Origin of the sequence: Guptibacillus hwajinpoensis (assembly GCF_020171785.1) — a bacterium.
GTDB classification, from domain to species: Bacteria; Bacillota; Bacilli; order Bacillales; family Guptibacillaceae; genus Guptibacillus; species Guptibacillus sedimenti.
In genome coordinates, this window is sequence record NZ_JAIVAE010000022.1 from 1 (window position 1) to 23,049 (window position 23,049).

The following is a 23,049-nucleotide window of genomic DNA, read 5'->3' on the forward strand; positions in this document are numbered from 1 at the left end:
ACCCCCTCTCTCTTTCTTCTTATACAAACATATTCAAAATCAAAGCGCCACCAAAAGCAGCAAAGGAAAGCACTGTTTCCAACACAGTCCATGTTTTGAACGTTTCTTTAACCGTTAAGCCTAGATATTCCTTCACCATCCAGAACCCAGCATCGTTCACGTGTGAGAACATAAGTGAACCTGCACCTGTTACAATAACGAGCAATTCAAGGTTTACCCCTGACATTGTTGCGATAATCGGCGAAACAATACCAGCCGCTGTTGTAAGGGCTACCGTTGCTGATCCTGTTGCAATTCGGATCAAACCTGCAATCATAAATGCGAGAACGAGCGGTGACAAAGAGAGATCCTGGGAAAGGTTTCCGATAATCGTACCAATTCCGCTATCAATCAAGATTTGTTTAAAACCGCCACCTGCACCAATGATCAAGATGATAGAACCTACAGGTAGAATACACTCTTCCACGTATTTTTTAATTTGTTTTTTGTCTAATCCCTGACGGAAGCCAAGGAAATAGAAAGCAAAGAAACAAGAAAGTAACAATGCTACGAGCGGGCTACCGATAAATTCTAAAATACCTACCGCATCACCTGGTAAAGGTAGAAACGGTGCGAATGTTCCTAAGACAAGAAGCAAGACAGGCATAATGATCGTCGTAAATGAAATGCCTGTTCCAGGTAGCGTAGAAGGATCGCGCTGGTCTTCTACTTTGATCAAATCAGGCTCACCTTCAGGAACGACGCGCTTATTAATCCACTTCGCGAATACCGGACCGCCAAGAATACCTGCTGGAAGCGCTATTATGAGTGAGTATAAAAGAACCTTACCAAGATCGGCTTCATAAATTCCAATCGCTGCAACCGCACCTGGATGTGGCGGAATCAATCCGTGCACAATCGACAAGCCTGCTACGGCTGGTAGCGCAATCAATAAAATGTTTTTCTTCGTTGCTTTTTGAATCGATATAACAAGTGGTAATAAAATGAGAATACCAACTTCAAAGAATACTGGGATACCGATAATAAATCCTGAGAAAAACATCGCCCACGGGAGCTTCTTCTCTCCAAAAACGCGAATAAAGAAATTCGCAATCTGTAAACCTGCTCCAGATTCAGATAACAGTTTTCCAAGAATTGTACCAAGAGCTAGAATACCAACTAAGTGACCGAGAACGCCACCAACGCCCGTTTCATACGATCCTATAATATTGACCCATTCCATACCAGACATGACTGCTAGGAATAAAGCCGCTACCGTTAAACCGATAAACGCATGCCACTGAAAAACAGAAACTCCTACGATGACAATTGCAATCGATATGAGTGTTATTGCTAAAAGATAAATTTCCATGATAACTCCCACCTCTTCTGAAATAAAGGATATTTTCAATGAATCTCTGAAAACCCTTCCAACTTTCTTTATTATAGGAATTATTATTTCATAAATCAACGAAAACGCTTAAAAAATTTTTCTGAAGTATCGTTATTCTATTAATTTATTGAATGAAATTTCTTCATAAACCCTTTCATATCAAGGTTTACCCACACGAAAAAAATAATCACAAAATATGATGTTATTTTAAAAATTATTTTTTCAGTCAATAGTTTTTCTTAAATCCAACCACCATTTTTAATCATTTCACAAAGAGATGTGACATTGAATTTCCTCCTAAGGTAAAATCGCGTGATCTAGACCGAGCCAATCAACAAAAGATCCAACCGACTTCGCAATGATTCGGGTCTCGTATTTATAACTGAATTCTCCACTTTGATTCATTTCAGATAGCGGAACCCATACTTCTAAATAATAAAAGAAGACTGCTCTAGGAGCAGCCTTCTTTTGGTAACTCACAATTTCGCTTTCCAAAATCCCTTTATCATATCAATCCCCGCACTAATGACAAAAAAGAGTCCGATTGCTGCTAACAAAACATTTTGAACCGTTCCAGACAGGGATAATAACTTCGTAAAATCGTCATGAATGAGACGATCGTTTAAAAGCATGATCACAATCACGGCGGTTGCGAAGACATGATGAACAGTGTTCGCAATGGCTAACCGTTTCGTCCAATAGCCGACAAGTATTTTGTACAGCGCAAGCAACACCGCTGTTAGAAGAGCTAGACTAACAAGCGGCCAATAAGAGAGCAGCACCTCATTGTTAAAGAAAGGCACATCGATTTCGCCATTTCTGATGATGCCAAGCAAATGCTCAGCGTTAAAGTATAGCGTCGCCCATACCGCTGCAAAGAGAAGATCACTAAACAGTTCAAACTTTGAAATTTTCTTTTTCTTCGGCGGAGTGGTCACTTTCGTTAATTCATCTGCAGACCATTTATGACTACTACCTGTCACCTTCAAATTGGTTCGCTCTAAGACAACAAAGACGAGCGTAATCCAGAATAGCGTTTGGATGAAGGTATTCCATAAACCACTAATGGCATCCCCAAGTAAATGAAAGAAAACAGCTCCTATCGTTTCAGTCCCATTGTAATCGATAACATTCGCTGTCATAAACAAGATAAAGGTGACGGTCAAAGCGATTGGCATCACAGTTTTTAATAATTTAACATAATGCTCGAAATATTGTGGACCGATTAAATACATTGGCCAGTCTCGGAATCCGTTTGCCATCTGTACCGGGCTTCCAAGTTCATTAAGAACCCTTTTCACATCTTCTTCCGTTGCACTATCTGGCAACATATCCCCGATTGTCGAGCGCAATTCAAGGGCAATGTCTTCTCGACTGGATTCAGGAAGCCTTTTCGTCACTTCTCCAATGTAAACCTCAATCAGATTCACGCTCTTCCTCTCCTTTCAATAATGTTCCTAACTCGCTTGACGTTTTTTCCCACTCCGCCTTTAGCTGTTCAAAAATATCACGACCATCCTCACTTAAAACGTAATACTTACGTGGTCTGCTTTCTGTCGTATCCCAACTGCTCGTCACAAGTCCCTGCTTTTCTAATCTGCGAAGAAGTGGATACAGCGTGCTTTGTTCAATGGAGATTCCTGACTTTTCAAGTGACTGAACAAGTAAATACCCATATTGAGGAGACCGTAATTGGCTTAGTACCGCAAGCGTTAACGTTCCTCTTCTAAGTTCCGTTATTAATGACTGTAACAGCGTCACATCTTCACCAACTTCCATACTGTATGTCGTACACCATTTATACTATGTATCATACAGTATTACGTGTGAGATAACAATATGATTTTCTCAATAATTGCGAAAGAGGCAGGGGGTCAGGTACGAACCTGGCCCCCCTGCCCTTTATTCATTTGTTATAATAGATTAATAGCTAATGAGATGTGGAGGGTACCCCTAATGATGACAGCTTCCTTTTTTGCTCATTACGATGCCATTCCCTTGTCCCTCTTTATTTTGGATCGGAACGGTCACATTGCCCATCGTAATGAATATGCCATTTCAAGATTTTCATCCTATGAACAGATGGATTTCATACAATCCTATGAAAGCATATTAAGGATAAAAGAGAACGAACTAACTCCCTCTTTAAATAAAGCACTGAACGTGAAGCTGGGAGAGTATATTTCCATTCCTCTCCCTCATACAAACGAAATGATTCGCCTTTCCCCAATTAACGACGAACTGATTACGTTCATCATTATTGAAGATAAGGAGGCGATTTATAAAAAAGCCCAGCAGAAAGATATCGAAACTCCCTTTGATGAAAAGTCGAAAGAACTTCAGCAGCAAATTCATTCATTAATTGATGAGAACCCAGACGGCATTGCTTTTATCGATGAACGCCTGCACCTGAAGCTCATCAATCGATCACTTCATCACATGCTCGGTTATTCTCTTGAGGACTTACGTAATGCTCCAATAGAAGTGGTTGACGAGCAAACCATTCAAACGATCGGAAGACACTTTGAATTAGCACTCCACGGTGATCAGCGTCCATATGAAATTGAAGCGAGCGATGTCCACGGAAATCGCGTGCATCTTCTTATTAAAACGATCCCAATTCATACAAACGGACGTTTTCGCGGTGCTTATAAAATTGTGAAAGATATCACTGAATTTAAAGGCGCTCAACTTGATGCCCTCGATCAGGCAGAACAATTACGCTCGCTTATTGATTCCATTCCAGAGTTTATTATTTTTAAAGATGAGAATGGAAAAATCATCGAAATGAATGCATACGCAAAACGAATTTTCGGAATTGAAGAAGGAAAATACAAAGGGAAAACGTGCGAAGAATTAAACTGTAGCAGCATCGATGCCTATCATCTACTAAAAAATAACGCGAATACGGATTGCTTAGCCTGGGAGCAACAAACAAAAGTCGAATATGAATATGAACTCGAACTAGCGAGTGGTGAAGTCGCCACGTTTGAAATCATTAAATCACCAACTTATCATTCCAACGGAAAACGGAAATACCTTATTGCGATTGGAAGAGATATTACAAAGCGGACAGAAGTCGAGCGTGAACTGATCGAAAGTCAGGAGCTGATCGAATCCATTTTCACGAATAACGCCGATGCGATTTCCGTTAGTAACCTGGACAAAGAAATTATTCAGGTGAATCCAGCTTTTAAGAAACTTTACGGATACAACGATAGGGACATGATCGCTCATTTACAAGACATCTATCCTGATCAAAATAAAGAAGAAGCAAGCCGCATCATCAAAGCAGTGCTTGTTGGTGAAGGGGTAGTTGATTTTGAAACGGTAAGAGTAAAAAAAGATGGCACACCGATCGATGTGAGCGTCACCTACTCCCCCATCAAAGATCACGAAGGAAACGTGACCGCGATGTCCGCCATTACCCGAGATATTCGAGACCGAAAAAAAACCGAAGAACTTCTTCTTCGTTCAGAAAAACTTTCAGCAATCGGCCAGCTAGCAGCGGCTGTCGCACATGAAGTGCGCAACCCATTAACATCTGTCAAAGGCTTTATTCAGCTCTACAAGGATCGCATTAACGACGAAATTCTTGAACTCATGCTTTCTGAAATGGATCGAATTGAAGGGATTATTAACGAGTTTCTCTCACTCGCGAGACCTCAAGCAGTCACATATCAACAAATTGATATTATGGCACTAATGCGGAACGTTGTTTCCCTTATGAATCCTGAACTTCTATTAAATAAAGTGAATGTCAGAACCGCTTTTCACACGCCATCCCTTATGATGCACTGTGAAAAAAACCAGATCACACAAGTTCTGATGAATGTGATCAAAAACGGGATTGAATCGATGCCGGATGGCGGACTTCTTTCCATCACTACCTGCAACTCTGATACCCATTTGTATATTGAAATTGCCGATAAAGGAGTCGGGATACCAAAAGATCGTTTGGAACGACTAGGCGAACCATTTTTCTCTAATAAAGATACAGGAACAGGACTAGGCCTTGTTGTTTGTTACAAAATCATCCACGAACATCATGGCACGATTCACTTTGATAGCACGGTAGGGGTTGGGACGGTTGTAACCATTACGTTACCTCTACAACATTAAAGTTATGTAAAAGATTGGGATAATAACTTGAGCAGGTCTGGGCTATTTGTATGGAGATACATCTCTCTACGCAGCGGCTCTCCTTTAAGCGGAAGAAACGTGACCCCTTTTTGTTCGATCGCATCCGCCATCATTTTCGGTAAATACGCAACCCCAATTCCAAGGGAAACGAGTCCACCCATACCAAGATAATGTGTTTCTAACACATCCCCTTCAAATAAATGATCACTTAAAAGCCCTCTTACTTGCTCGGATAGGTAGCCGGTAGGAGGGATAATTTGCGTGTAGCTGAAGCATTCGTTTAGCGTTATCTCGTTCTTACCCGCACGTGTTTTAGAGGTTGGTATGGCTGCGACAAATGGTTCTGAGAAAAGAAAAGTCGAATACATCCCTTCAATTGCTGCCGTATTTTGAACAAGGGCTGCATCAATTTCATGCGCTTTTAACAGCGGAACTAAATCAAGACTATCCTCACGAATGGCCGTTACGTTTACGTTGGAATATTGTAGCTTTTTATAAAATCCCGGCAAAAAGTATGTGCTCAACATTGGCGTTGATCCAAAACGAATCTGATCAAATTTCTTATACCGATCAACCGTTTGATTGATTTGTGAAAAAAGCGGCCTGATGTCCTCGTAAAACGCCTTTCCTTTTGTCGTTAGCTCTACTCCTTTTACTGAACGGTTAAAGAGAGAAAAACCAATCTCCTCTTCAAGTTTCTTCATTTGCTTGCTTAACGCTGGTTGTGAAACGAATAGTGACTTTGCTGCACTTGTGAAGCTTCTCTCTTCAGCAATTTTAATAAAATACGTTAATTGATGGAGCATACTGCTTAACCTCCTTTACTATAGAATCTTCCTTTCATTATAACCTGAAGTTATGGATAGATCATTTTTTGATATTACCCACCCCCCTCCTCTACACGTTATGCTAATCCTAGATCAAAGCAATACTAGGAGGATAACGATGAAGAATGTCTATTTATGGCTCGGAATTGCCATTATATTTGAGGTGATTGGCGCAACATTCATGAAATTCACCGATGGTTTTAGTAACTGGGGGCCTACCCTTATCGTCATTTTAAGTTATGCCATTGCGCTTCTTTTTTATATTTTTCTCACGAAAGACCATGATCTAGGAATCATTAATGCTCTATGGTCAGGTGGGGGTACCGTCATCATTGCCGTTGCTGGCATTCTCCTCTTTCAGGAGTCCACATCGCTCATCAAATTACTAGCCATAAAGCTGATTGTAATCGGAATTATTGGCTTAAATACGAAATCTCGCTATAGGAAAGAAGGAGGGAATGTTTCATGACCTACCTAATTCTTGCCCTCACGTTTTCCATTATTGGAAGCATCGCAGTTAAATACTCTGCCGGGTTTACTAAGAAAATACCAGGCTTGGCCGCTTTCTTCCTTTTTGGGCTTTGCATCTACTTTCTAACGTTATCTGTCCAATTCATCGAAGTTGGTCTTGCCTACGCCATCTGGTCCGGCGGTTCCATTGCTGGTACAACCATTGCGGGCCTCATCTTATTCAATGAGAAAGCGACTAGAAGAAAATTTATCTCCATCGCGCTCATTATGCTTGGCGTCGTGCTATTATAGGTCTTAAGTAGGTCGGGGTCTGGCACGTACCTGACCCCCTACCCTAAATCGAGGTGATCCCATTGCGCAAATGCATCATCTTATTACCATTCCTTCTCTTACTCTTAAGCTGTCAAAATGACGAATTTCAGCTTCTTGATGAAACCACACAGATCAACGTTATCAAAGTGAGCGAATTGTCCCCTTCTCCGGAACAATATGAGCATGAAGGAAAACTCATGAATGAAATCACCTCAATAGAAACGATCGATCAAGTACGTCACGCGCTCGAAAAAGCAGACGTTGGGAGTACTGAAAATGCCGACCTGGATCTTCCCTCTTACAAAGTCCTTTTTCTAAACGATGATAAAGTGCTGAAAATACTGGGCTATTATCCAAAAGATAAGCATCACGAAACCGACGCCTTTCTTTCTCTTGAAAAAGAGCGCGTCTATCGTCTTTCAAGTTCTCTTCATATTGTACCCTAAACATAAAAAGTGCTGCTCAACCAAAACTCTGGCAAGCAGCACTGTTCCTTACAAATACTTTTCCATTCGAATATCCGACCACATTTTTCCGTTCCAGTAAGTGAAATCTTCTAATCTTCCAATCTCTTCATAACCAAGCTTTTGATACAGCTTGTACGCGTTTGTATTAAACTCAAACACGCCAAGCTCAATCCGATTAAAGCCCTGTTGGTAAATGTGTTCTTCTAAATATTGAATCGCTTCAAAGCCAATTCCTTTGCCTCTGCCTTCAGGTTCACCAATTGTAATCCCGATCCACGCCGTTCCTGATTCTTGCTTATAGAGGTGTGGAGGGTCTACCATGTAATTCATTTCACCGATTATGTCATGATTCACAAATATCTGGAAAATTTGCTGGTATTCCAGGCGATCCCTTATCCTTTCAAGGGTGATGGTTTCGCGACGATCTAATTCCTCCTGACTTTTATTTGGGCGAATAAGCGGTATCAATTCCCGATCATTTTCCCAACGATTCAGGACTTCCACAAATTGAGCAGTTGGTTTTGTTAATTGGACAATCTCCGTTTTCACATGGTGCTCCCTTCAGTATGGAAAGTCTTTCCCTCAACCTTATGTATGTATTTTTTTATTAAACTCTCTCTCTATTCTACCACTTACGCTCCAATAGTTCTTTGTTCTTTTTTTGAAACGCTTCCTAACAGCCCTAGAAGGTAAAAAATACAGCGAAAATAATCAAGGCAGAAATGCAAAACGTTCGTTTCGCTGATCTTTTTTGACCGCGATTTATTTCCTCAAAACCCGTTACCGTCATGAAAAGACCAAGTGAAAGAAGCATCAACGGCAATAGAAAGATGCTTCCAGTTAAAACAGCTACCGCAAATCCGCCTGTCATAATGGCGCAACTTATGCGTAATGCTTTAAGCAATGGATCACCTCTATTCATTCACAAAAAATGAAGACGAAGGCTATTCACCACCGCCCCCTCCGCAGCTACCTCCGTCTCCGCTATCACAACCTGAACTATGATGACTTCCGCTATAGTAACTTGAATGGTCCGTTCCACCGCTGCGATGATTCAATGATTTTGATTTTGCCGACCCAAGAGCGATAAATAGAATAACTAGAAAAATGACAAACAATGCTTCCATGTCCATCCCTCCCTTTTTATTATATACGGTTCAAAAACCCATAAAGTTTCAACTATTCCAATCGTTTCCTTCATAAATAATGAAGGCTCCCTCCTACTTTCTATGGGTCTTCAACAAAACATTCCCTGATAATCTGTTGCTACCCCTTTTTATTGCAAGAAAATCCAATACTATCTTAATTCAGCATATCGAATCAAAAAAGGATGCGAGTGCAAAACCATTTCATTTCTCTATCAGGATAGCTTTGTATTTCCTTTGACAGATTGGCTAAGTGCTACTCAGAAATTCCACCTGTTTTTAACGTTCACTTTTGGGGAAAGAGTACTTTATCACACAAGACATGTAGGAGGAAAAACAATGACAAACGAATCAAAAGCAAGCTACCATATTACGGACTTTAATGATTTTCATGAGATTTGCATTGAAAACGGAGAGCTTAATTTCCCTGAATATGTAAAAATCATGCAAGATTACCTTTTAAGCCAACCGAGAGAAACAATGGTGTTTCAGGAGTGTTGGATTGAAGATAAAGAAGTGGAAATTGGAGAAGTAAGAACAGTCCAAGTAAATTTCCTAGATCACAAAACAGAGAACTACATCCGTCTCTGGGGCGCGAAAAAGAATGACACTAACGAGGTTATTAAAATGAAGGTAGACGCGATCGACATCGAAACGAAAGAAGTTGTTTATGAGCGCGAGCTAGCTTAAAACAAGTGAATATTTTACACCTTTAGAAAAGAGCGGCGCAGACAATTTGCCGCTCTTTTTAGTTTATTTATAAGCTGTGATCTCGGCCTCTATCGATAGTTTTAGTGAACAAAAATCACCCGCAAATCTGAAACTTTTTTCCAACGCTCTCGTAGTACATAACAGAGGGGGGCGTTACATATGAAACTGACATTCACATCCGTTTTATTCGGATTAATTCTCATTCTTGCTGGTTGTAGTGGGCAAGCTGAAACATCTACGGAAAATCAGTTAGACGCTTTGATAGAAAATTATCCAGAGGTGAAGACAGAACTAGAGAAACTTCCTGAAGAATTCAGAAGTGAAGTTACCTTCCCGGATATGGAGACGATCCCATTGGACGTTAGTGATGTCGAAGCGGTCGCAGAAACAAAATTTGAACCATACGGAATCGATGTTTATTACGCAGAAGATGAAAAACGGTTGAATGTGATGATTAAAGATCAGAAGGGAATCGACTCTTCTATTGAGGAAACAAATCAGGAGCTTGATCATGAGATGAAAGGATTCTACTCAGAAGCTGAAGATGGTCACCTGTTAACAATGACGTGGGAAAGTAAGAACGAAAACGCTCGATATAAAGTGGTTGGATTCACTCCATCAGGGGAAGCGTCTGCATTCACAAAAGAAGACATGGTAGAAATATCGAACTCGATTATTCAGCAGCGAGAGTAGTTGGCAGTTCAAAGAATTAAGGAGGCGTAGAAAATGGGACTGTTCATTGCCATTCTCACAATCTTATCTTCTGCAGGTTTCCTCTATTACATGGGGAGATCCGGCTATTCGTGGAAAATGGATGAAGATGACGAACAATAGGGGTCAGGCACGTACCTGACCCCCACTACGCTAAAGCAATGAAGAATATGTCTTGTCTTGCCTACAAAGAGGGACGGTGAATGTATGCATAAGAAAAACACCTTTGTACTATATCTATCGATTTTGCTTTTTATTCTAATCATCTCGATCTCCGAGACGGCACCCTTTCTAAAAGTGCTATTGTCTCTTCTAGCGGTAGCTTTTTTATTCCCTGCCTTTAGAAAACATGTTTTTCAAAATAAAATGAGGAAACTCAAAGTGGCTCTCCTTACATCGATAACTTTTTCAATCGGACTCTTTTTATCTTCGCTTCCAATGGCTGGTATGGAGGCATTCTCGTTCATTACCGTCATGTCCTTTATCGTTGTTTTACTCTATAGCTTGCTTGGAAATCTACTATACGGACTACCCGTCTCCATTTTGGCTGAGTACCTTTCTGTGAAAACGAGCCGTTTTCGAATCGTTCTTTCCGCTTTCATTCATCTAGGATTCGGCTTCGCAACCTTTTTCGTTGCACCAGCCTTTTTTCTATGGGCAAGTATTTGCTCCGTTCTATTCTTTATCTGGGATGAAGTGACGAGGAGAAGCTATCGGAAAAGAGGACACGAGATGTCAATCTAGTTTACGGGGAAGTTTCTTTTTAAACAGTCACCCATAAATCTTCCTCGTCCATCTCTCCACAACTTTTTCAATCATATACCTTGCTTCAAGAAACTCCCCTTTCATAATTAACCTGAAATAACAGCTTTTCATAAACCTTAGCACATTTCCTTTTGTATGAAAGAATTCAACACTGTATCCTTTCTGCTGAAACAGATCATCTAACTCTGTTGAGAGCAACTCAATCCAATTACTAAGGTGCTGCTCCTTCAACCCTCTATCCATAAGCGCCTCCAACGCAAACATTAGTCGTTCGTCCTCATCATCTACATACGTGGTGGCTTCTTTAAAAAGACACTCCTTTATCACTTCAAGACATTCATCCATTTTTTCCATATCAAAAAGCGCATGCCTGATTACTTCCGTTAGGGCGTCTGCTCCATGTGCGATGCTATGCGCCCAACCTTTTATCTCAACATACCCTCGCGTATCCCGCTCTTCTCGTAAATATCGAAAACAGGCTTCCCTTACAGCAGAAAATCGATTCTCAGAAAGAAATCCTGCTTCCCGATCTTTTTCTATAATAAGCGCAACGACCAGAACCGAGAAAGAACGTGTAAAAACCGAGTCAGTGCCTCTTTCACCGATACGATAGAAAAGGTGTTCATCATCAAGGCATGTGTTTAATAGGTATGTAAGCTGTTTCTTTGTTAAAAAATCCTCTGTAACTAGCTTTCCAAACGTTGTATAGATAAGATCGTCCCTTAAGACAGGGTCGGTACTCCCAATCTGGTGAAGCATTTGAGTCAGAAGGACATCCAGATCTCCTCCTTGAATCTCATTTCGACTGAGTTCTTCTAAAGTTCGTTTTAAATCCAATTGCTTTCCTCCTATTCTAGCTAAAAACATTAAAAAGCCGCGTATTAAACGCAGCCCTACTTCAGATTAAATAGAAATAAAACGAGAAGCCCGCGAATAATACCATCGATGCGATCGCTCTCGTCCACCGATACTTAGCACTTAATCCTGCTTTCTTTTCCAAGTATTCAATATAGAACAGGATGAAGAAAAAACCCATTAACATCCAAAATGCTCCGGCTTCATCACCAAGTACGAGCTGCATCCGTAAAAAACCAGCCCCGATTACAACAGGCCCTATGATCCCAACAACTAAATAAACTAACCTAATAAAGTTACGTTCATTCTTCACATGTATATCCTCAAGCATGAATAAATTTTTACCTTACCTTTAACCATCCTTAGTCCCACGTGAGCTACCTGTAAACGGATTGATTTCATACGTCAGATCTCGCCCTGCCTTTTCTTCTTCCTTTGAAATTCGTTTTCCAAGAGACGCATAATACCATCCCCAAGCAATAAGCGATAACAAACCACCGCCTGTCATAATCCAGAACACTGCATCTTCCATTGAAACACACCTCCAGTCAGATACGTATTGGCTAACTACTTCTAGTTTTCTTTCTTTCAAACCTTCCATTCATTGAAAAATAGTTTGCTAAAACCAGCAGAGGGGTCAGGTACGTGCCTGACCCCTTGCTTCCTTTCTATCTCACTTTACTCAATAAAAAGCTCCTCACTTCCGATAAATCGCCTGATTGAAAAACAGCGTTTCTCGGATCAAAGAGAACCCGATCCTCTACTTTTTCATACTCTTCCGTAGGGATTCCTTTAAAGAAATACTTCCAACGCTTTGTTCTAACCATTTTTTTCACTTCTTCATCCAGTCGCTTTTGATTGTCTTGCATCACAACGATACAAAAGGACTCATAATCTTTTACAGGAAACACCTCTAGTAGACGCTCCTGATCAAAATCCTCCATTGTCACTTTTTTTACTGGAAAAACATTGATTAATTCACCTAATTCATCCGTGATGGCCTTCATTTCTTCTCGTTTTAAGTTGTCCTCTTTGATAACAGCAAAACTATAGTAACGAAGCATCCTTCTATGTTTTTTTCGTTTACTAAAGTCCGGGTAAACCTTACGAATAATATGGTGATTGCTTTTAATAAAACGATAATAATGATAGTTTCCAATCAAAAACAATGTAAAGCACGAAATCAAACAAAGGATTCCTATAGTAAAAGTTATATCCATTTTTTCCGTCGTGGTCATGAAATTTCCCAGCTGTGATATTCCTATAATTATCGCTACCGATCCTAAAATACCTAAACCGCTTTGATGATGTTGGTGATGTTTGTTACGTTTGTATTTACCTAAACGAATTTGATACCGCGTATAGAAATAAAAAAACGTAACTAAAAGGAGCAGAAGAATTAGCCCGAGAAGAAAAGCAGAAATCCCCTGAATACCCAAATTGATATAGAGTAATTTCTCGCTACCTAGCCAATATAAATAAGCACTTACAATTGAAAAAGCCCCAACTAAAAGATCAAATGTCGCCTCCAATTTATAAGGTGCGAGTACATAAACGATCATCCACAAATTGATAATAATCGCTGGCACAAGCGCAGCTACAAAAAACGTTATCGAAAACGGACCTATTAGGTAGGGAAAGAAACCCATAAAATCAATTAGCACGACAACCATAAAAAAGATAGTAACTTGATTTTCTTCCGGAGTACTCAATCGTAAATACGCTAACATCTCTTTATCAGCTATTTCTCGTTTGCCCATCCACCCTCCACCTTCCAATAAAAACCTATTATTCTATAGTTTAACAGAAAGATGGGGTCAGGCACGTGCCTGACCCCTTTTTATTCCTTTTATTCGTTTTCATTTCGCGAAGCCCATCCTGCAAAACGTTTTTGAAGTGGCTTTAGAAGGAGATAATCCATCAGTAAAGCCATAAACCCAATCAGTAATATTCCCAGAATAACGGAGGAAGTATTTCCAATTTGCCCATTAAAAGCTATGAAATAGCCAATTCCCGAGTTACCTCCAATCATTTCAGCAGCAACCAGAGATCGCCATGAAATCGCAAAACCAACGTAAATCCCGCTAATCGCTGCAGGCGTAATTTCCGGGAGGTAGACAAAATAACCAAGTCTCCAACCTTTCGCTCCCAGTGATCGAGCAGCTTGAACGTGGGACTCAGGAATATGATTCATTCCTTGCATCACATTAATTAAAATTGGAAAAAAGGATGCGATGATGATGACAGCAATCATCGGAGCGTCTCCAAGACCTAGTAAAATAATAAGTAGGGGAGCCCACGCCATCGGAGGAGTTGCTTGAAAGAATGTAACTAGCGGCGTTAGAAATTCACGGAATTTTCGAGAAGCACCCGCTAAAATACCGATTAGAAAAGCCATAATAGCCGACAGGAAAAATCCAATCACTAACCGTTTCAAACTAACAACAATATGACTTGTTAGCTCTCCCTTTTCCCACTGATTCACTCCTTCTTTAAAAACATCAACCGGACCTGGAAAAACATAAGAAGGATAATTTAACGAAACAGCTGACCAAACCACTAAGACAAACAGAACAGCTAGCCAGCCCATTTTCCATCTATTCACTTTTCGTAACACCATCGACAACCGAAAGATCCATTAGTTTCTTAACATCAACTTCTTTATCTACATACCCCAGGTCAAATGCAGAATCAGCTAGCTTCTGGTAATAGTCAAAATCATCGTTATCAAACTGCCACTCGTAGGTCATCTTTTCACTCGCTTTCGCAATCACTTGCTCTGCTGAGAGATCTCCTACTTCTCCAATGTTGAATACATCCACTAATACGGTGTTTGCTTTTTCTTGATCCCCATTTAGGTCGTCGATCGTCGATTGGTGAACTTCCATAAATGCTTTAATCGCTTCTGGTTTATTTTTAAGTGCCTCTTCTGATACAACAACCACTAAAGCAGGATCATTTTCCTCAGCAATCTGCTTCTTTCCTCTTAATAACGAATACGTTAAAAAAGGTTCATTCAAGACCCCTGCTTGCGCTTGTCCTGAATCCACCGCTGGCTCAATGTTTGGTTGATCAAATTCCTGGATGGCGACATCTTCAGGAGTGAGCCCGGCGTCAGGTAAGATAAGCCCACGTGTAATAATATCTACACCACTGCCACTTTTCACACCAGCAAGTACCTTTCCCTTCAACTCATCGACAGAGGAAATACCTGAATCATCATTTACGACGACGCCAACTTTTCCTTCACTAACTTTCGCAACGACCTTAACGGGAAGACCACGAGAAGACCAGTTCACTAGTGCAGGAATCCCGGCATATGCTACATCCAAGTCACCTGAGGCTAAAGCCTGATAAAGTTCCGGTCCTGAGTTAAACCCATACGTTTCCGCTTTTAGTTTTTCATTAAAAGCTCCATTTTTATCAGCAACGATTCCAGGCGCATTTGCAAGAATTGATACATAGCCAATATTCAGTTCAGGGTTTTCTTCCTCCTCACTAGTGGAAGTTGACTGACTATCAGAGTTGCTACATGCAGTTAAGATGAATAGTGTTACGAGCGTTAGAAGGAACATCCATTTCTTCATCATTTTTCTCCTTTTCATAATGATTGTCTTTCTTCTTTCAAGAAATCATAGAGTTTTTTTTGATAAAAATTATAAGCAGAAGAGGTGCGCTCTCTCGGTCGATCTATTTCAATATTCACGATATCTTTAATCGTGCCATTTTTAGATAAAAGAATAACCGTATCCGAGAGATAAATTGCCTCGTCAATACTATGCGTTACCAGCAAGGTTGTGGTGCTCAATTTCGTATGCAGCTGAAGTAGTTCATCCTGAAGCACATCACGCGTTTGAGCATCCAAGGCGCTAAAAGGTTCATCCAAAAGAAGAAGGTTTGGCTCTGTTACTAACGTTCGCGCTAGCGCAACTCTCTGTTTCATGCCACCTGAAAGAGAGGAAATTGGAAAAGAATCATAGTCGGATAAGCCTACCATCTCTATCATTTTCTTTACTTTTGTTTCCCTCTTTTCTTTTGGAACTTTCTGCATTTTTAAACCAAACTCGACGTTTTTGCGGACAGAAAGCCAAGGAAATAGAGCTAAATCTTGAAACACAAAACCCTGATCTTTAGAAGGTTTCTTTACCTGCTTTCCTTCAAATTCAATTCTTCCATCATATGTAGGGTGAAAACCAGCAATTAAATTGAGGAGGGTAGATTTCCCGCACCCACTCGGCCCCAGCAATGTAACAAACGAATTTTTATCGATTGAGAAATCAATATCTTTGAGTACCGCTGTATCCTTAGCATAGTGAAATGAAACATTATCAATTTGTACTAGTGCCGACATTTCGATCCTCCTTTTCTATAGAGCTAAATAAGCCCAGCCTTCCATTTGTCTTGTTACAAGATGAGCCACACCCGATCCTGCTGATCCAACACTGCATACCATCTGTTCAACATTCAATTTTTTCTTCGACAATGTATTGCGACATGCAATAAACTCAAACCCGAGTTCGATCAATACTTGAATTTGCTCTTTTATCTCGTCATCTTTTGTAATTAACAGGTTCATTCCATCTCCAAATACGACAATCTCACATTGGATCAAACTATCTCCAAGTTGTTTTTTAAGATTAATCATATTTCGTAAAATTCGCTGGTAATACTCCGTACCATTTTGATTAACTTGAACAACTATATTTGCCACGTAACCTATCTCCTTTCAATATATAATTATTCTTAGTGGGATACTAGGATTATAAGCCAAAATAAGTCATTGTTAAAGTAATCTGAATTCGATTCCATAAAAAAGGGGTCAGGCACGTGCCTGACCCCCTCGATCCTATCAACAATAAACCGGATTATTCGAATAATGACTCACCCAGCGCCCCGTGCGCTCCATTTGTTTTTGAAGTCTTCCTTTCGAAACCGGCACGACTAATTCAAAGCCATCCTGAAACAAAATCTTCGTTGTATTTTTCGTAATCGCATACGTATCTCGAACGTGCTGATAAAATACCCAGCAGCAATCAATGCTCTCGGGTGATTCCGTCGGAAAGGCCGATATTGCATTCCAATTCGAAACAATTATCGGCGTCTGCTGCTCGTACTTTAAATGATAGATGACCGCTTTCCTTCGTCCTTCATACGTGACGCCTGCTTCAAGACAAGCCTGCCTAATTAAATCGACTGGCGTTGTTTCTGATAAGTAGATCCCGCTTCGATCATAAATCCTTGAACTATATCCAACTTCTTTCGCCACCTCAATCGCCCGAGTTGATTTACTAATTTCATAGTCATTCATGATTTCTGCCTCGATATTGACCATGTTTCCTTTTCCCTTCTGTTTTCAATTGGCAATGGATCCCTTTCCGATTCCATTGCAGTTCCCCTTTGTACAAGAAAAAGGTATACTTGTACTATTGTTGGTTTGGACGCCAACAACTGCCCCAGAATGTGTCCGACAAGACAAAACATTCTGGGGCTTTTATGTATGCTATTCATTTTTTTCATCACCTCCTCTCACGATCAGCAAGATGACCTATCACCGCGCCTTCATCACCTTGTAAATATTTCCACCCTTATTCTTGATTATAATGAATGTTCCGAAATATTCAAATACTTTTTTAGTAGATAAGACCCAGAAAAACCTTGTGGTGCCTGTCACCACCCGATATATGTAACTTCCTGTCGAACTACTTTCCAGTTGTTTAGCATTGGGTTATATGGGTATTAAAGGAAATACAACATTATCGAATGTGAGGTTAGTCGAATGAAAAAGTACCTACTTACTCTATTAGCCTGTGGATTATTAGCTGCCTGTAACGGCAATCAAAATGCGACTCAAAACGAAGGCACAGAAGCCGCTACTACTGAAAAAACTGCGACTGCTAGTAATACCGACAACGACAACACAGAAGAAGCATCATCCGTTAAGGAAAACAAAAAGGATACGACCACAACGAATTCAGATACGCTCACCCCAGATTCACCTTCATCACCTAATAGCCTAACCGATACTGAAAAGAAGTTCCTACGAATTCCAACCGTTTCCATTGAAACACCGTACGGAGAAGACGGAAATATCGCATATGAACATACGCAAAAAGAAATTGTCGAAGAATACATGGATGAAGATGGCCGCATTTATTTCCCTTTAGATGAGAAACCTATTCGCACCATTGTAAGCGGAAAAAATGAAAACATTCGCAACATCACAAATTACGGAGATGCGTTTATCGGAATAGTAGAAGAGGAAGCTTATGAGCTTACGGATCAGGATCAGATTGATGCAGCATACCAATTAATCCTTAGCGCAACGCCTGCTCAACTTCAAGGTCAAGAATTAACTTACCGTACTTACGAAGAAGCGACGAATTTAGAAAGAGGCATTACGAAGATTACGTTCCTCATCGCTCCAACACTTGGTGATCTCGATACTATTGTACAAAATCAGGCTTATGATCATGAAGCACTCCCAATTCTTTTAGAAGAACTAGAAAGTCTTGGTTCTCCAACCCTGCTCCCACCAGCACCTCAAACAGCAATGGACCTTCAACTTTTTGAAAACATGCAAGCTGTTCAAGCGATGTGGGGTCAGCTCGGGCAATTCGAGGATCCTGTAACAAACCGTGCTGAATTTGAGCAACTCTACCTAGAAGTGAGAAAAGAAACGCTCAACATGATGGCACGAGTGAATTTTACGCTAAGTGAGGAAATATAGACGGAACGCAAAGACAGACCTACTCTCGTATGAGAGTAGGTCTGTCTTTGATAATCCATGAAACTAAAACAATAGCAAACTAACACCAATCGCAAACAGCACAACGCCAGCAATCGAATAAAACATGCCTGAACGCTGCTGGCCTTTGATTCGATTTGATATACCAGCAAGTAGATTAATCACGCCAAATCCCATAATGCCATATAGTAGTAAATTCTCCTCTTCAGGAGTAATCAGATACATAACTGGAAGTAAAAGTATTAACGCAGATAGGATAAACTGCACAATGCTCAATGAAAACAATAGTTTAGATTCCGATTCTGTGCTCATCATTTTTCCTTCTTTCCTTTTCTAGGTGAACTGATTCATGACTTCTATCCTAATTATAACAGCGCCAATCTCGTTTTTGTTATGGCAAAAGTATGAACATTCGTGTAAAAAAGGTACTGCGCTTCTTTACTACGTTCCCGTTTAGGACGATTATAATCATTTTAACCTTTAGTAGAATGAAACCTTTCTTAGGAAAAATGCGTAGATTCTGTTAGAAGATTTCGTTCATCCCTATATTAAAACAGAAGAAAGAAATTCGAAAAACATGATTAATTCGTTTTACCCATGGAGGCTACCATGCTTAAAATTCCAGACAACAAAAAGTTCCGAAACCTACCAGATTATATGAAAGAACATCTCTCTATGCTTCCACCTGATAGCACTCGAGCGACAGTTAGTATGTTTTGCTTCATCCTGTTGGATATGTGTGTTTTACCCTTACTTTATCCAAGAATCAACCTTATTCATATCATCACCATCCCTCTCTTGTTGTTTATTCATCTATGGGCAATCAGACTATTAATCAAGGATCCTCGCTCGACGCGTGTGGAAACGACGCTTTTTTTGAGTGTGTTCTCTATTATCAGTGCCATTTGTTATTTTATAACAAGCCTTAAAGTATCCTATGTATTTATCGGGATAACAAATGTATGGTATTACATAACGTTAACCGGGATAGACCTTATCATTATCGTTATTTTAATTCAGTATCAGATCAAAAAATATTCCAAACTAGATTACAAAAGAGACGAGTCAGAAAAATGGTACAACAGTGGAAGATGGATACCGTTAACCAGGAGTAGGGTATATCATCTTTCAAACGACAAAAGATAGCGAATCTGCCATGCACAGCCTATTTTTATGTGTCACGATCGTATTCACCTTGATCCTGGCATATATGTCTGCGAAGTTCACTCATCAATATTTTTTTATTAAATTGAATCGTAGACTAGTCTCGGCATATAAGTCCAGAGAGAATTAGGAATAAAAATAAATACTTCTGTCATCTCTATTATTGGGAGGTGACTAACAAATCAATATAAGCGCTTATCTGGAGGCAAAAATGCTCAAAATCCCTGAAAAGAAAAAATATCGAAATTTACCAGACTATATGAAAGAACATCTTACTTTTATTCCAACTAGTAGTACTCGCTCAGCAATTAGTTTGTTCTGCTTAGTGTTACTCGATATGTGCGTTTTGCCTTTTCTCTATCCAAGGAATGATTTAATTTATATGATCACCATTCCTCTATTAGTGTTTATTCACTTATGGATGATTCGTTTACTAATCAAAAATCCCCGTTTCACTCAAATGGAAACAATCCTTTTTATGAGTGTTTTTTCTACCATAGGGGCGATTTGTTATTTTATAACAAGCCTTAAAGTATCCTATGTATTTATCGGCATTACAAACGTTTGGTATTACGTTGTTTTGTCAGTTGTGCACATCATTATTAGTTTATATTTAATTCAATACCAAGTCGAAAAGTATTCCAAAATAGACTATAAGAGAAATGAATCGGAAAAATGGTACAAGAGAGGAAGCCTCTTATCCTTGTTAACCTCAGGCTCTGGAATAGGGTATGTTCTTTTTCAAACGACAAAAGATAGCGAAACAGCCATGCATAGCCTATTTTTATGCGTATCAATCTTCTTTACTTGTTTTCTCGCTTACTTTGCAGCGAAGTTCACACATAAATATTTTTTTATTAAATTGAATCGTAGACTAGTTGACATTAATACACCTACAAAGAGACAAATCAAATGATCAACAAAATGTATTTATACAGCTTTCACCTATCCGTAACTCAATGCCTTTTAAAATCAACAGTCTAAACTATTACCATTTTTACAATAATATGGTTAAAATCACTTAAAACCCGGGTATAGGTATAAATACCCCGTACGTCAGTCTCACGAACAGGTAGAACAACCTATTTACCAGACCTCTTCCATTTGGTACCATATACTACTGCTTGAGTATGATTTTTCTAATGACTATTACAAAGGGGATAGCGCAAATGTCCTATTTATTTCAATTACAATCAAACCTAGCTGAAAAAAGGGAACAATTAGCCCGATTGGAAACATGCACCAGAAAACTTGATAGTATACAGGATGAATTTATACATAACCGACACCTGGTGGACGATCCTGAATTGACCCCTTCCACCTGGCACGGTACATTAGCAGATTCTTTTAAAAACATCCGTGATGACATGAAAGAAGCTTATAACGACATATCGACTTCTCAGCTTAATTCAGTTCAATCAACATTAGAAGACAAAGTAACAAGACTACGTATTGAAATAGGAATGATAGAATCCAGCATTTCACACGAAAAACAACGGCTTGCTAACGAAGAAAAAGAGAGGAAATCCGTTAAATGAGTAAAGAGATACGAATTAAATATGGTGAAGTAGAGCAATCCATTTCTAGAATTGAAAAAACACTGCTTGCCCTTAATACTGAAATACCACAGAACCTTGCAACAGAAAATAGATTAGACGTTGTTGATCGAATGAATCAGTTAAACCATCTCCTAACGGAAATAGGTAACTCTTATAGAACAGTGCTTGCGGCAAACAATGAATCTGTCCGCCAAACACTATCAGATATGGAAACTACCGATCAACAACTATCTTCATCCATTAAATTGCGATAGGAGGCTTAAGAGTTTATGAAAGTCTTAGATGCTCAGTCTTTTCATACTGATATCAATCATTTAGAAAAAGCATTATCAACTCAAAATGATCAACTTCAAAGTTTAATGGATAGTATAAAAGAGTTCGCTAACTTAGATGATGTGTTTGGTGGTAAGGGCGGTGAATCAGTCCGCTCTTTTTATCAAGACTTTCACATTTTACTTCTTGAAGCCTTTTCCTATGCTCTAGAGAGTTACTCAAATGCTCTTACACAAATAAAAGATGCTGAACTGGCTCTTGAGTCTTCCGAAAAAGGTTTCATAAGACAAGACTTCATCGAAAATGATTTAACCAACGGATTGAACAAAGCGAATAACAATACATCACAACTAGTTATTGAAACAAACGCAATTATTGGCGGCGTAAGCGATATCATCTATACTCCAAAGTTAGATGATGATCGTTTCCATAGTACATATCTAAAAGCATTAAAAGAATCTGATCAAACCGTTGAAGATTTAATGAAATTCGATCAAGTCCAAACGAAAGCATTAGACAATGTTGAGAAAGATTTGCATACTATTAAAGCATTTATTGAAGACGTTCGGGGAATGTTTAATGGCGGGAGTATAAAAATCAATAGTTATTCTGACAAACAGTTAGATAACTTATCAAGCTACAATAGTCTCCAATCCCAACTAACAAATCAAAAGTTAGCAAGCTATGGTAATATGTTTACGTCTCCATTTGATTACATCAATAAGCAAATGAGCTTTGGAGATAACTTGTTAGTCGGTTATCAAACTTTAGCATCTGCAACAACACTTTTAGTATCAAGAAAATTAGATATTCATTATTTCGGTAGCAAACCAACTATTTGGAATAGAATAAAAGGAAACTATGAATTCAGTGTAAAAACAGATCCCTCTTGGACAAGTAGAGGAGGCCATAGTTCACCTCTCGCAAAAAAAATCTTAGATTTTTCAAGAGCTCCTTCTCCTACGAATCCATTCATGAAAACGATGCATAAATTTGTATCTTCATATGATAGTCCAGCACACCTTTATAAGCATGTTGCAGGCTTTCCTAAGAATTTTAATAGATTAAGTGGATCAGATTTATTAAAAGGAACCGTAGATCGAGTGAAAACTGGAACAAAAGAGTTATTAGGTAAAACAGTAAGTGCTAAGGGTTTTACAGGTGTAGGAAAAAGGATACCTGTTATAGGTAATGGAGTAGCCCTGGCATCAAATTTAGGAGAACTTTTTTCACCTGAAAATGCAAATAAAAGCACAGCAGAAAAATTTGGCCGTTCAATTTTTGGATTTGTAACTGACCTAGGTGCTATTAGTGTTGGTACACAAGTGGGTGCTACTATAGGTAGTGTTGGAGGACCAGTAGGTATAGTAATTGGTGCAGCAATTGGGGGATTAGTAGGAGGTATAGCCAGCTCAAAGTATGGTGATAAAATGAAAGATTTAGGAGAAGAAGTAGGCGAAAGTGTTGATGGGATAATAAATAAGGTTGGGAAATCGGTTGCAGGATGGTTTAATTAATATACTAAGTCA

30 protein-coding genes are annotated in these 23,049 nt (G+C 39.4%); 12 read left to right on the top strand and 18 right to left on the bottom strand.

The features are described from left to right. Positions 1-19: 19 nt before the first annotated feature. The 4 genes from LCL91_RS21390 to LCL91_RS21405 all read right to left on the bottom strand — a co-directional run bounded on the left by LCL91_RS21390 (position 20) and on the right by LCL91_RS21405 (position 3,151). Positions 20-1,351 carry a GntP family permease gene (locus LCL91_RS21390; protein WP_224885420.1) on the bottom strand — a complete coding sequence of 444 codons (1,332 nt, stop codon included), beginning with the start codon at positions 1,349-1,351 and terminating at the stop codon, positions 20-22. Between the two features lie 318 nt (positions 1,352-1,669). Then, a complete protein-coding gene (locus LCL91_RS21395; RefSeq protein ID WP_224885422.1) occupies positions 1,670-1,852 on the bottom strand; it encodes a hypothetical protein in 183 nt (60 codons plus the stop codon). Continuing rightward, complete coding sequence (locus LCL91_RS21400) at positions 1,849-2,802, bottom strand: HAAS signaling domain-containing protein (protein WP_224885424.1); 954 nt, start codon at positions 2,800-2,802, stop codon at positions 1,849-1,851. The genes LCL91_RS21395 and LCL91_RS21400 overlap by 4 nt, the downstream gene beginning before the upstream one ends. Next, positions 2,789-3,151: a PadR family transcriptional regulator gene (locus tag LCL91_RS21405; protein ID WP_224885426.1), complete on the bottom strand. Its 363-nt coding sequence runs from the start codon at positions 3,149-3,151 to the stop codon at positions 2,789-2,791. The genes LCL91_RS21400 and LCL91_RS21405 overlap by 14 nt, the downstream gene beginning before the upstream one ends. 177 nt (positions 3,152-3,328) lie before the next feature. On the opposite strand from LCL91_RS21405, the gene LCL91_RS21410 reads away from it, so the two are divergent. Next, positions 3,329-5,494: a PAS domain-containing protein gene (locus LCL91_RS21410; protein ID WP_224885428.1), complete on the top strand. Its 2,166-nt coding sequence runs from the start codon at positions 3,329-3,331 to the stop codon at positions 5,492-5,494. 2 nt (positions 5,495-5,496) lie between these two features. Here LCL91_RS21410 and LCL91_RS21415 read toward each other — a convergent pair whose 3' ends face one another. Beyond that, positions 5,497-6,321 (bottom strand): LysR family transcriptional regulator, encoded by an 825-nt coding sequence (locus tag LCL91_RS21415; protein ID WP_224885430.1) that lies wholly within the window; start codon positions 6,319-6,321, stop codon positions 5,497-5,499. Positions 6,322-6,460: 139 nt separating this feature from the next. On the opposite strand from LCL91_RS21415, the gene LCL91_RS21420 reads away from it, so the two are divergent. From LCL91_RS21420 to LCL91_RS21430, 3 genes are all read left to right on the top strand, one after another. Next, on the top strand, positions 6,461-6,811 hold the full coding sequence (locus LCL91_RS21420; protein ID WP_224885432.1) for a DMT family transporter: 351 nt from the start codon (positions 6,461-6,463) through the stop codon (positions 6,809-6,811). Continuing rightward, positions 6,808-7,104 (top strand): DMT family transporter, encoded by a 297-nt coding sequence (locus LCL91_RS21425; protein ID WP_224885434.1) that lies wholly within the window; start codon positions 6,808-6,810, stop codon positions 7,102-7,104. Before LCL91_RS21420 ends, LCL91_RS21425 begins: the two co-directional genes overlap by 4 nt. 62 nt (positions 7,105-7,166) lie before the next feature. After that, positions 7,167-7,571, top strand: coding sequence for a hypothetical protein (locus LCL91_RS21430; protein ID WP_224885436.1), 405 nt, complete (start codon positions 7,167-7,169; stop codon positions 7,569-7,571). Positions 7,572-7,619: 48 nt separating this feature from the next. Here the strand turns inward: LCL91_RS21430 and LCL91_RS21435 are convergent, their stop codons facing one another. The 3 genes from LCL91_RS21435 to LCL91_RS21445 all read right to left on the bottom strand — a co-directional run bounded on the left by LCL91_RS21435 (position 7,620) and on the right by LCL91_RS21445 (position 8,719). Then, positions 7,620-8,141: a GNAT family N-acetyltransferase gene (locus tag LCL91_RS21435; RefSeq protein WP_224885438.1), complete on the bottom strand. Its 522-nt coding sequence runs from the start codon at positions 8,139-8,141 to the stop codon at positions 7,620-7,622. 133 nt (positions 8,142-8,274) lie between these two features. Next, positions 8,275-8,496: a hypothetical protein gene (locus tag LCL91_RS21440; protein WP_224885440.1), complete on the bottom strand. Its 222-nt coding sequence runs from the start codon at positions 8,494-8,496 to the stop codon at positions 8,275-8,277. A 40-nt stretch (positions 8,497-8,536) separates the two neighbouring features. Then, positions 8,537-8,719 carry a hypothetical protein gene (locus LCL91_RS21445; protein ID WP_224885442.1) on the bottom strand — a complete coding sequence of 61 codons (183 nt, stop codon included), beginning with the start codon at positions 8,717-8,719 and terminating at the stop codon, positions 8,537-8,539. Positions 8,720-9,076: 357 nt separating this feature from the next. Here LCL91_RS21445 and LCL91_RS21450 point away from each other — a divergent pair, with 357 nt between their 5' ends. The 3 genes from LCL91_RS21450 (at position 9,077) to LCL91_RS21460 (ending at position 10,903) form a co-directional block, all read left to right on the top strand. Next, on the top strand, positions 9,077-9,427 hold the full coding sequence (locus LCL91_RS21450) for a hypothetical protein (RefSeq protein ID WP_224885444.1): 351 nt from the start codon (positions 9,077-9,079) through the stop codon (positions 9,425-9,427). A 180-nt stretch (positions 9,428-9,607) separates the two neighbouring features. Next, positions 9,608-10,141: a hypothetical protein gene (locus tag LCL91_RS21455; protein WP_224885446.1), complete on the top strand. Its 534-nt coding sequence runs from the start codon at positions 9,608-9,610 to the stop codon at positions 10,139-10,141. 399 nt (positions 10,142-10,540) lie between these two features. Then, the gene (locus LCL91_RS21460; protein ID WP_224885448.1) at positions 10,541-10,903 is read left to right on the top strand and encodes a hypothetical protein; all 363 of its coding nucleotides are present in this window, start codon (positions 10,541-10,543) and stop codon (positions 10,901-10,903) included. Between the two features lie 27 nt (positions 10,904-10,930). Here the strand turns inward: LCL91_RS21460 and LCL91_RS21465 are convergent, their stop codons facing one another. The 9 genes from LCL91_RS21465 to LCL91_RS21505 form a co-directional block, all read right to left on the bottom strand. Then, positions 10,931-11,761, bottom strand: coding sequence for a DUF2785 domain-containing protein (locus tag LCL91_RS21465; RefSeq protein WP_224885450.1), 831 nt, complete (start codon positions 11,759-11,761; stop codon positions 10,931-10,933). Positions 11,762-11,822: 61 nt separating this feature from the next. Further along, entirely contained in the window at positions 11,823-12,092 is a 270-nt protein-coding gene (locus LCL91_RS21470) for a hypothetical protein (RefSeq protein ID WP_224885460.1), read from the bottom strand. 39 nt (positions 12,093-12,131) lie between these two features. Beyond that, positions 12,132-12,311 (bottom strand): hypothetical protein, encoded by a 180-nt coding sequence (locus LCL91_RS21475; RefSeq protein ID WP_224885462.1) that lies wholly within the window; start codon positions 12,309-12,311, stop codon positions 12,132-12,134. 136 nt (positions 12,312-12,447) lie between these two features. Then, positions 12,448-13,539, bottom strand: a complete 1,092-nt coding sequence (locus tag LCL91_RS21480; protein ID WP_224885463.1) for a hypothetical protein — start codon at positions 13,537-13,539, stop codon at positions 12,448-12,450. An 89-nt stretch (positions 13,540-13,628) separates the two neighbouring features. Then, positions 13,629-14,384, bottom strand: a complete 756-nt coding sequence (locus LCL91_RS21485) for an ABC transporter permease (protein ID WP_224885465.1) — start codon at positions 14,382-14,384, stop codon at positions 13,629-13,631. Continuing rightward, positions 14,377-15,366 carry an ABC transporter substrate-binding protein gene (locus tag LCL91_RS21490; RefSeq protein ID WP_224885467.1) on the bottom strand — a complete coding sequence of 330 codons (990 nt, stop codon included), beginning with the start codon at positions 15,364-15,366 and terminating at the stop codon, positions 14,377-14,379. Before LCL91_RS21490 ends, LCL91_RS21485 begins: the two co-directional genes overlap by 8 nt. 14 nt (positions 15,367-15,380) lie before the next feature. After that, positions 15,381-16,130 carry an ABC transporter ATP-binding protein gene (locus tag LCL91_RS21495; RefSeq protein WP_224885469.1) on the bottom strand — a complete coding sequence of 250 codons (750 nt, stop codon included), beginning with the start codon at positions 16,128-16,130 and terminating at the stop codon, positions 15,381-15,383. A 15-nt stretch (positions 16,131-16,145) separates the two neighbouring features. Beyond that, positions 16,146-16,490 (bottom strand): DsrE family protein, encoded by a 345-nt coding sequence (locus LCL91_RS21500; protein WP_224885471.1) that lies wholly within the window; start codon positions 16,488-16,490, stop codon positions 16,146-16,148. Positions 16,491-16,628: 138 nt separating this feature from the next. Then, positions 16,629-17,111 (bottom strand): competence protein ComK, encoded by a 483-nt coding sequence (locus LCL91_RS21505; protein ID WP_224885473.1) that lies wholly within the window; start codon positions 17,109-17,111, stop codon positions 16,629-16,631. 444 nt (positions 17,112-17,555) lie between these two features. On the opposite strand from LCL91_RS21505, the gene LCL91_RS21510 reads away from it, so the two are divergent. Next, positions 17,556-18,506: a hypothetical protein gene (locus LCL91_RS21510; protein ID WP_224885475.1), complete on the top strand. Its 951-nt coding sequence runs from the start codon at positions 17,556-17,558 to the stop codon at positions 18,504-18,506. Positions 18,507-18,569: 63 nt separating this feature from the next. On the opposite strand, the gene LCL91_RS21515 is transcribed toward LCL91_RS21510, so the two are convergent. Continuing rightward, a complete protein-coding gene (locus LCL91_RS21515; protein WP_224885477.1) occupies positions 18,570-18,836 on the bottom strand; it encodes a hypothetical protein in 267 nt (88 codons plus the stop codon). 1,063 nt (positions 18,837-19,899) lie between these two features. Here LCL91_RS21515 and LCL91_RS21520 point away from each other — a divergent pair. The 4 genes from LCL91_RS21520 (at position 19,900) to LCL91_RS21535 (ending at position 23,037) form a co-directional block, all read left to right on the top strand. Next, entirely contained in the window at positions 19,900-20,604 is a 705-nt protein-coding gene (locus tag LCL91_RS21520; RefSeq protein WP_224885479.1) for a hypothetical protein, read from the top strand. Between the two features lie 253 nt (positions 20,605-20,857). Continuing rightward, positions 20,858-21,226, top strand: a complete 369-nt coding sequence (locus LCL91_RS21525) for a YwqH-like family protein (protein ID WP_224885481.1) — start codon at positions 20,858-20,860, stop codon at positions 21,224-21,226. Beyond that, on the top strand, positions 21,223-21,501 hold the full coding sequence (locus LCL91_RS21530) for a DUF5344 family protein (protein ID WP_224885483.1): 279 nt from the start codon (positions 21,223-21,225) through the stop codon (positions 21,499-21,501). Before LCL91_RS21525 ends, LCL91_RS21530 begins: the two co-directional genes overlap by 4 nt. A gap of 15 nt (positions 21,502-21,516) precedes the next feature. After that, positions 21,517-23,037 (top strand): T7SS effector LXG polymorphic toxin, encoded by a 1,521-nt coding sequence (locus tag LCL91_RS21535; protein WP_224885491.1) that lies wholly within the window; start codon positions 21,517-21,519, stop codon positions 23,035-23,037. Positions 23,038-23,049 lie beyond the last annotated feature (12 nt).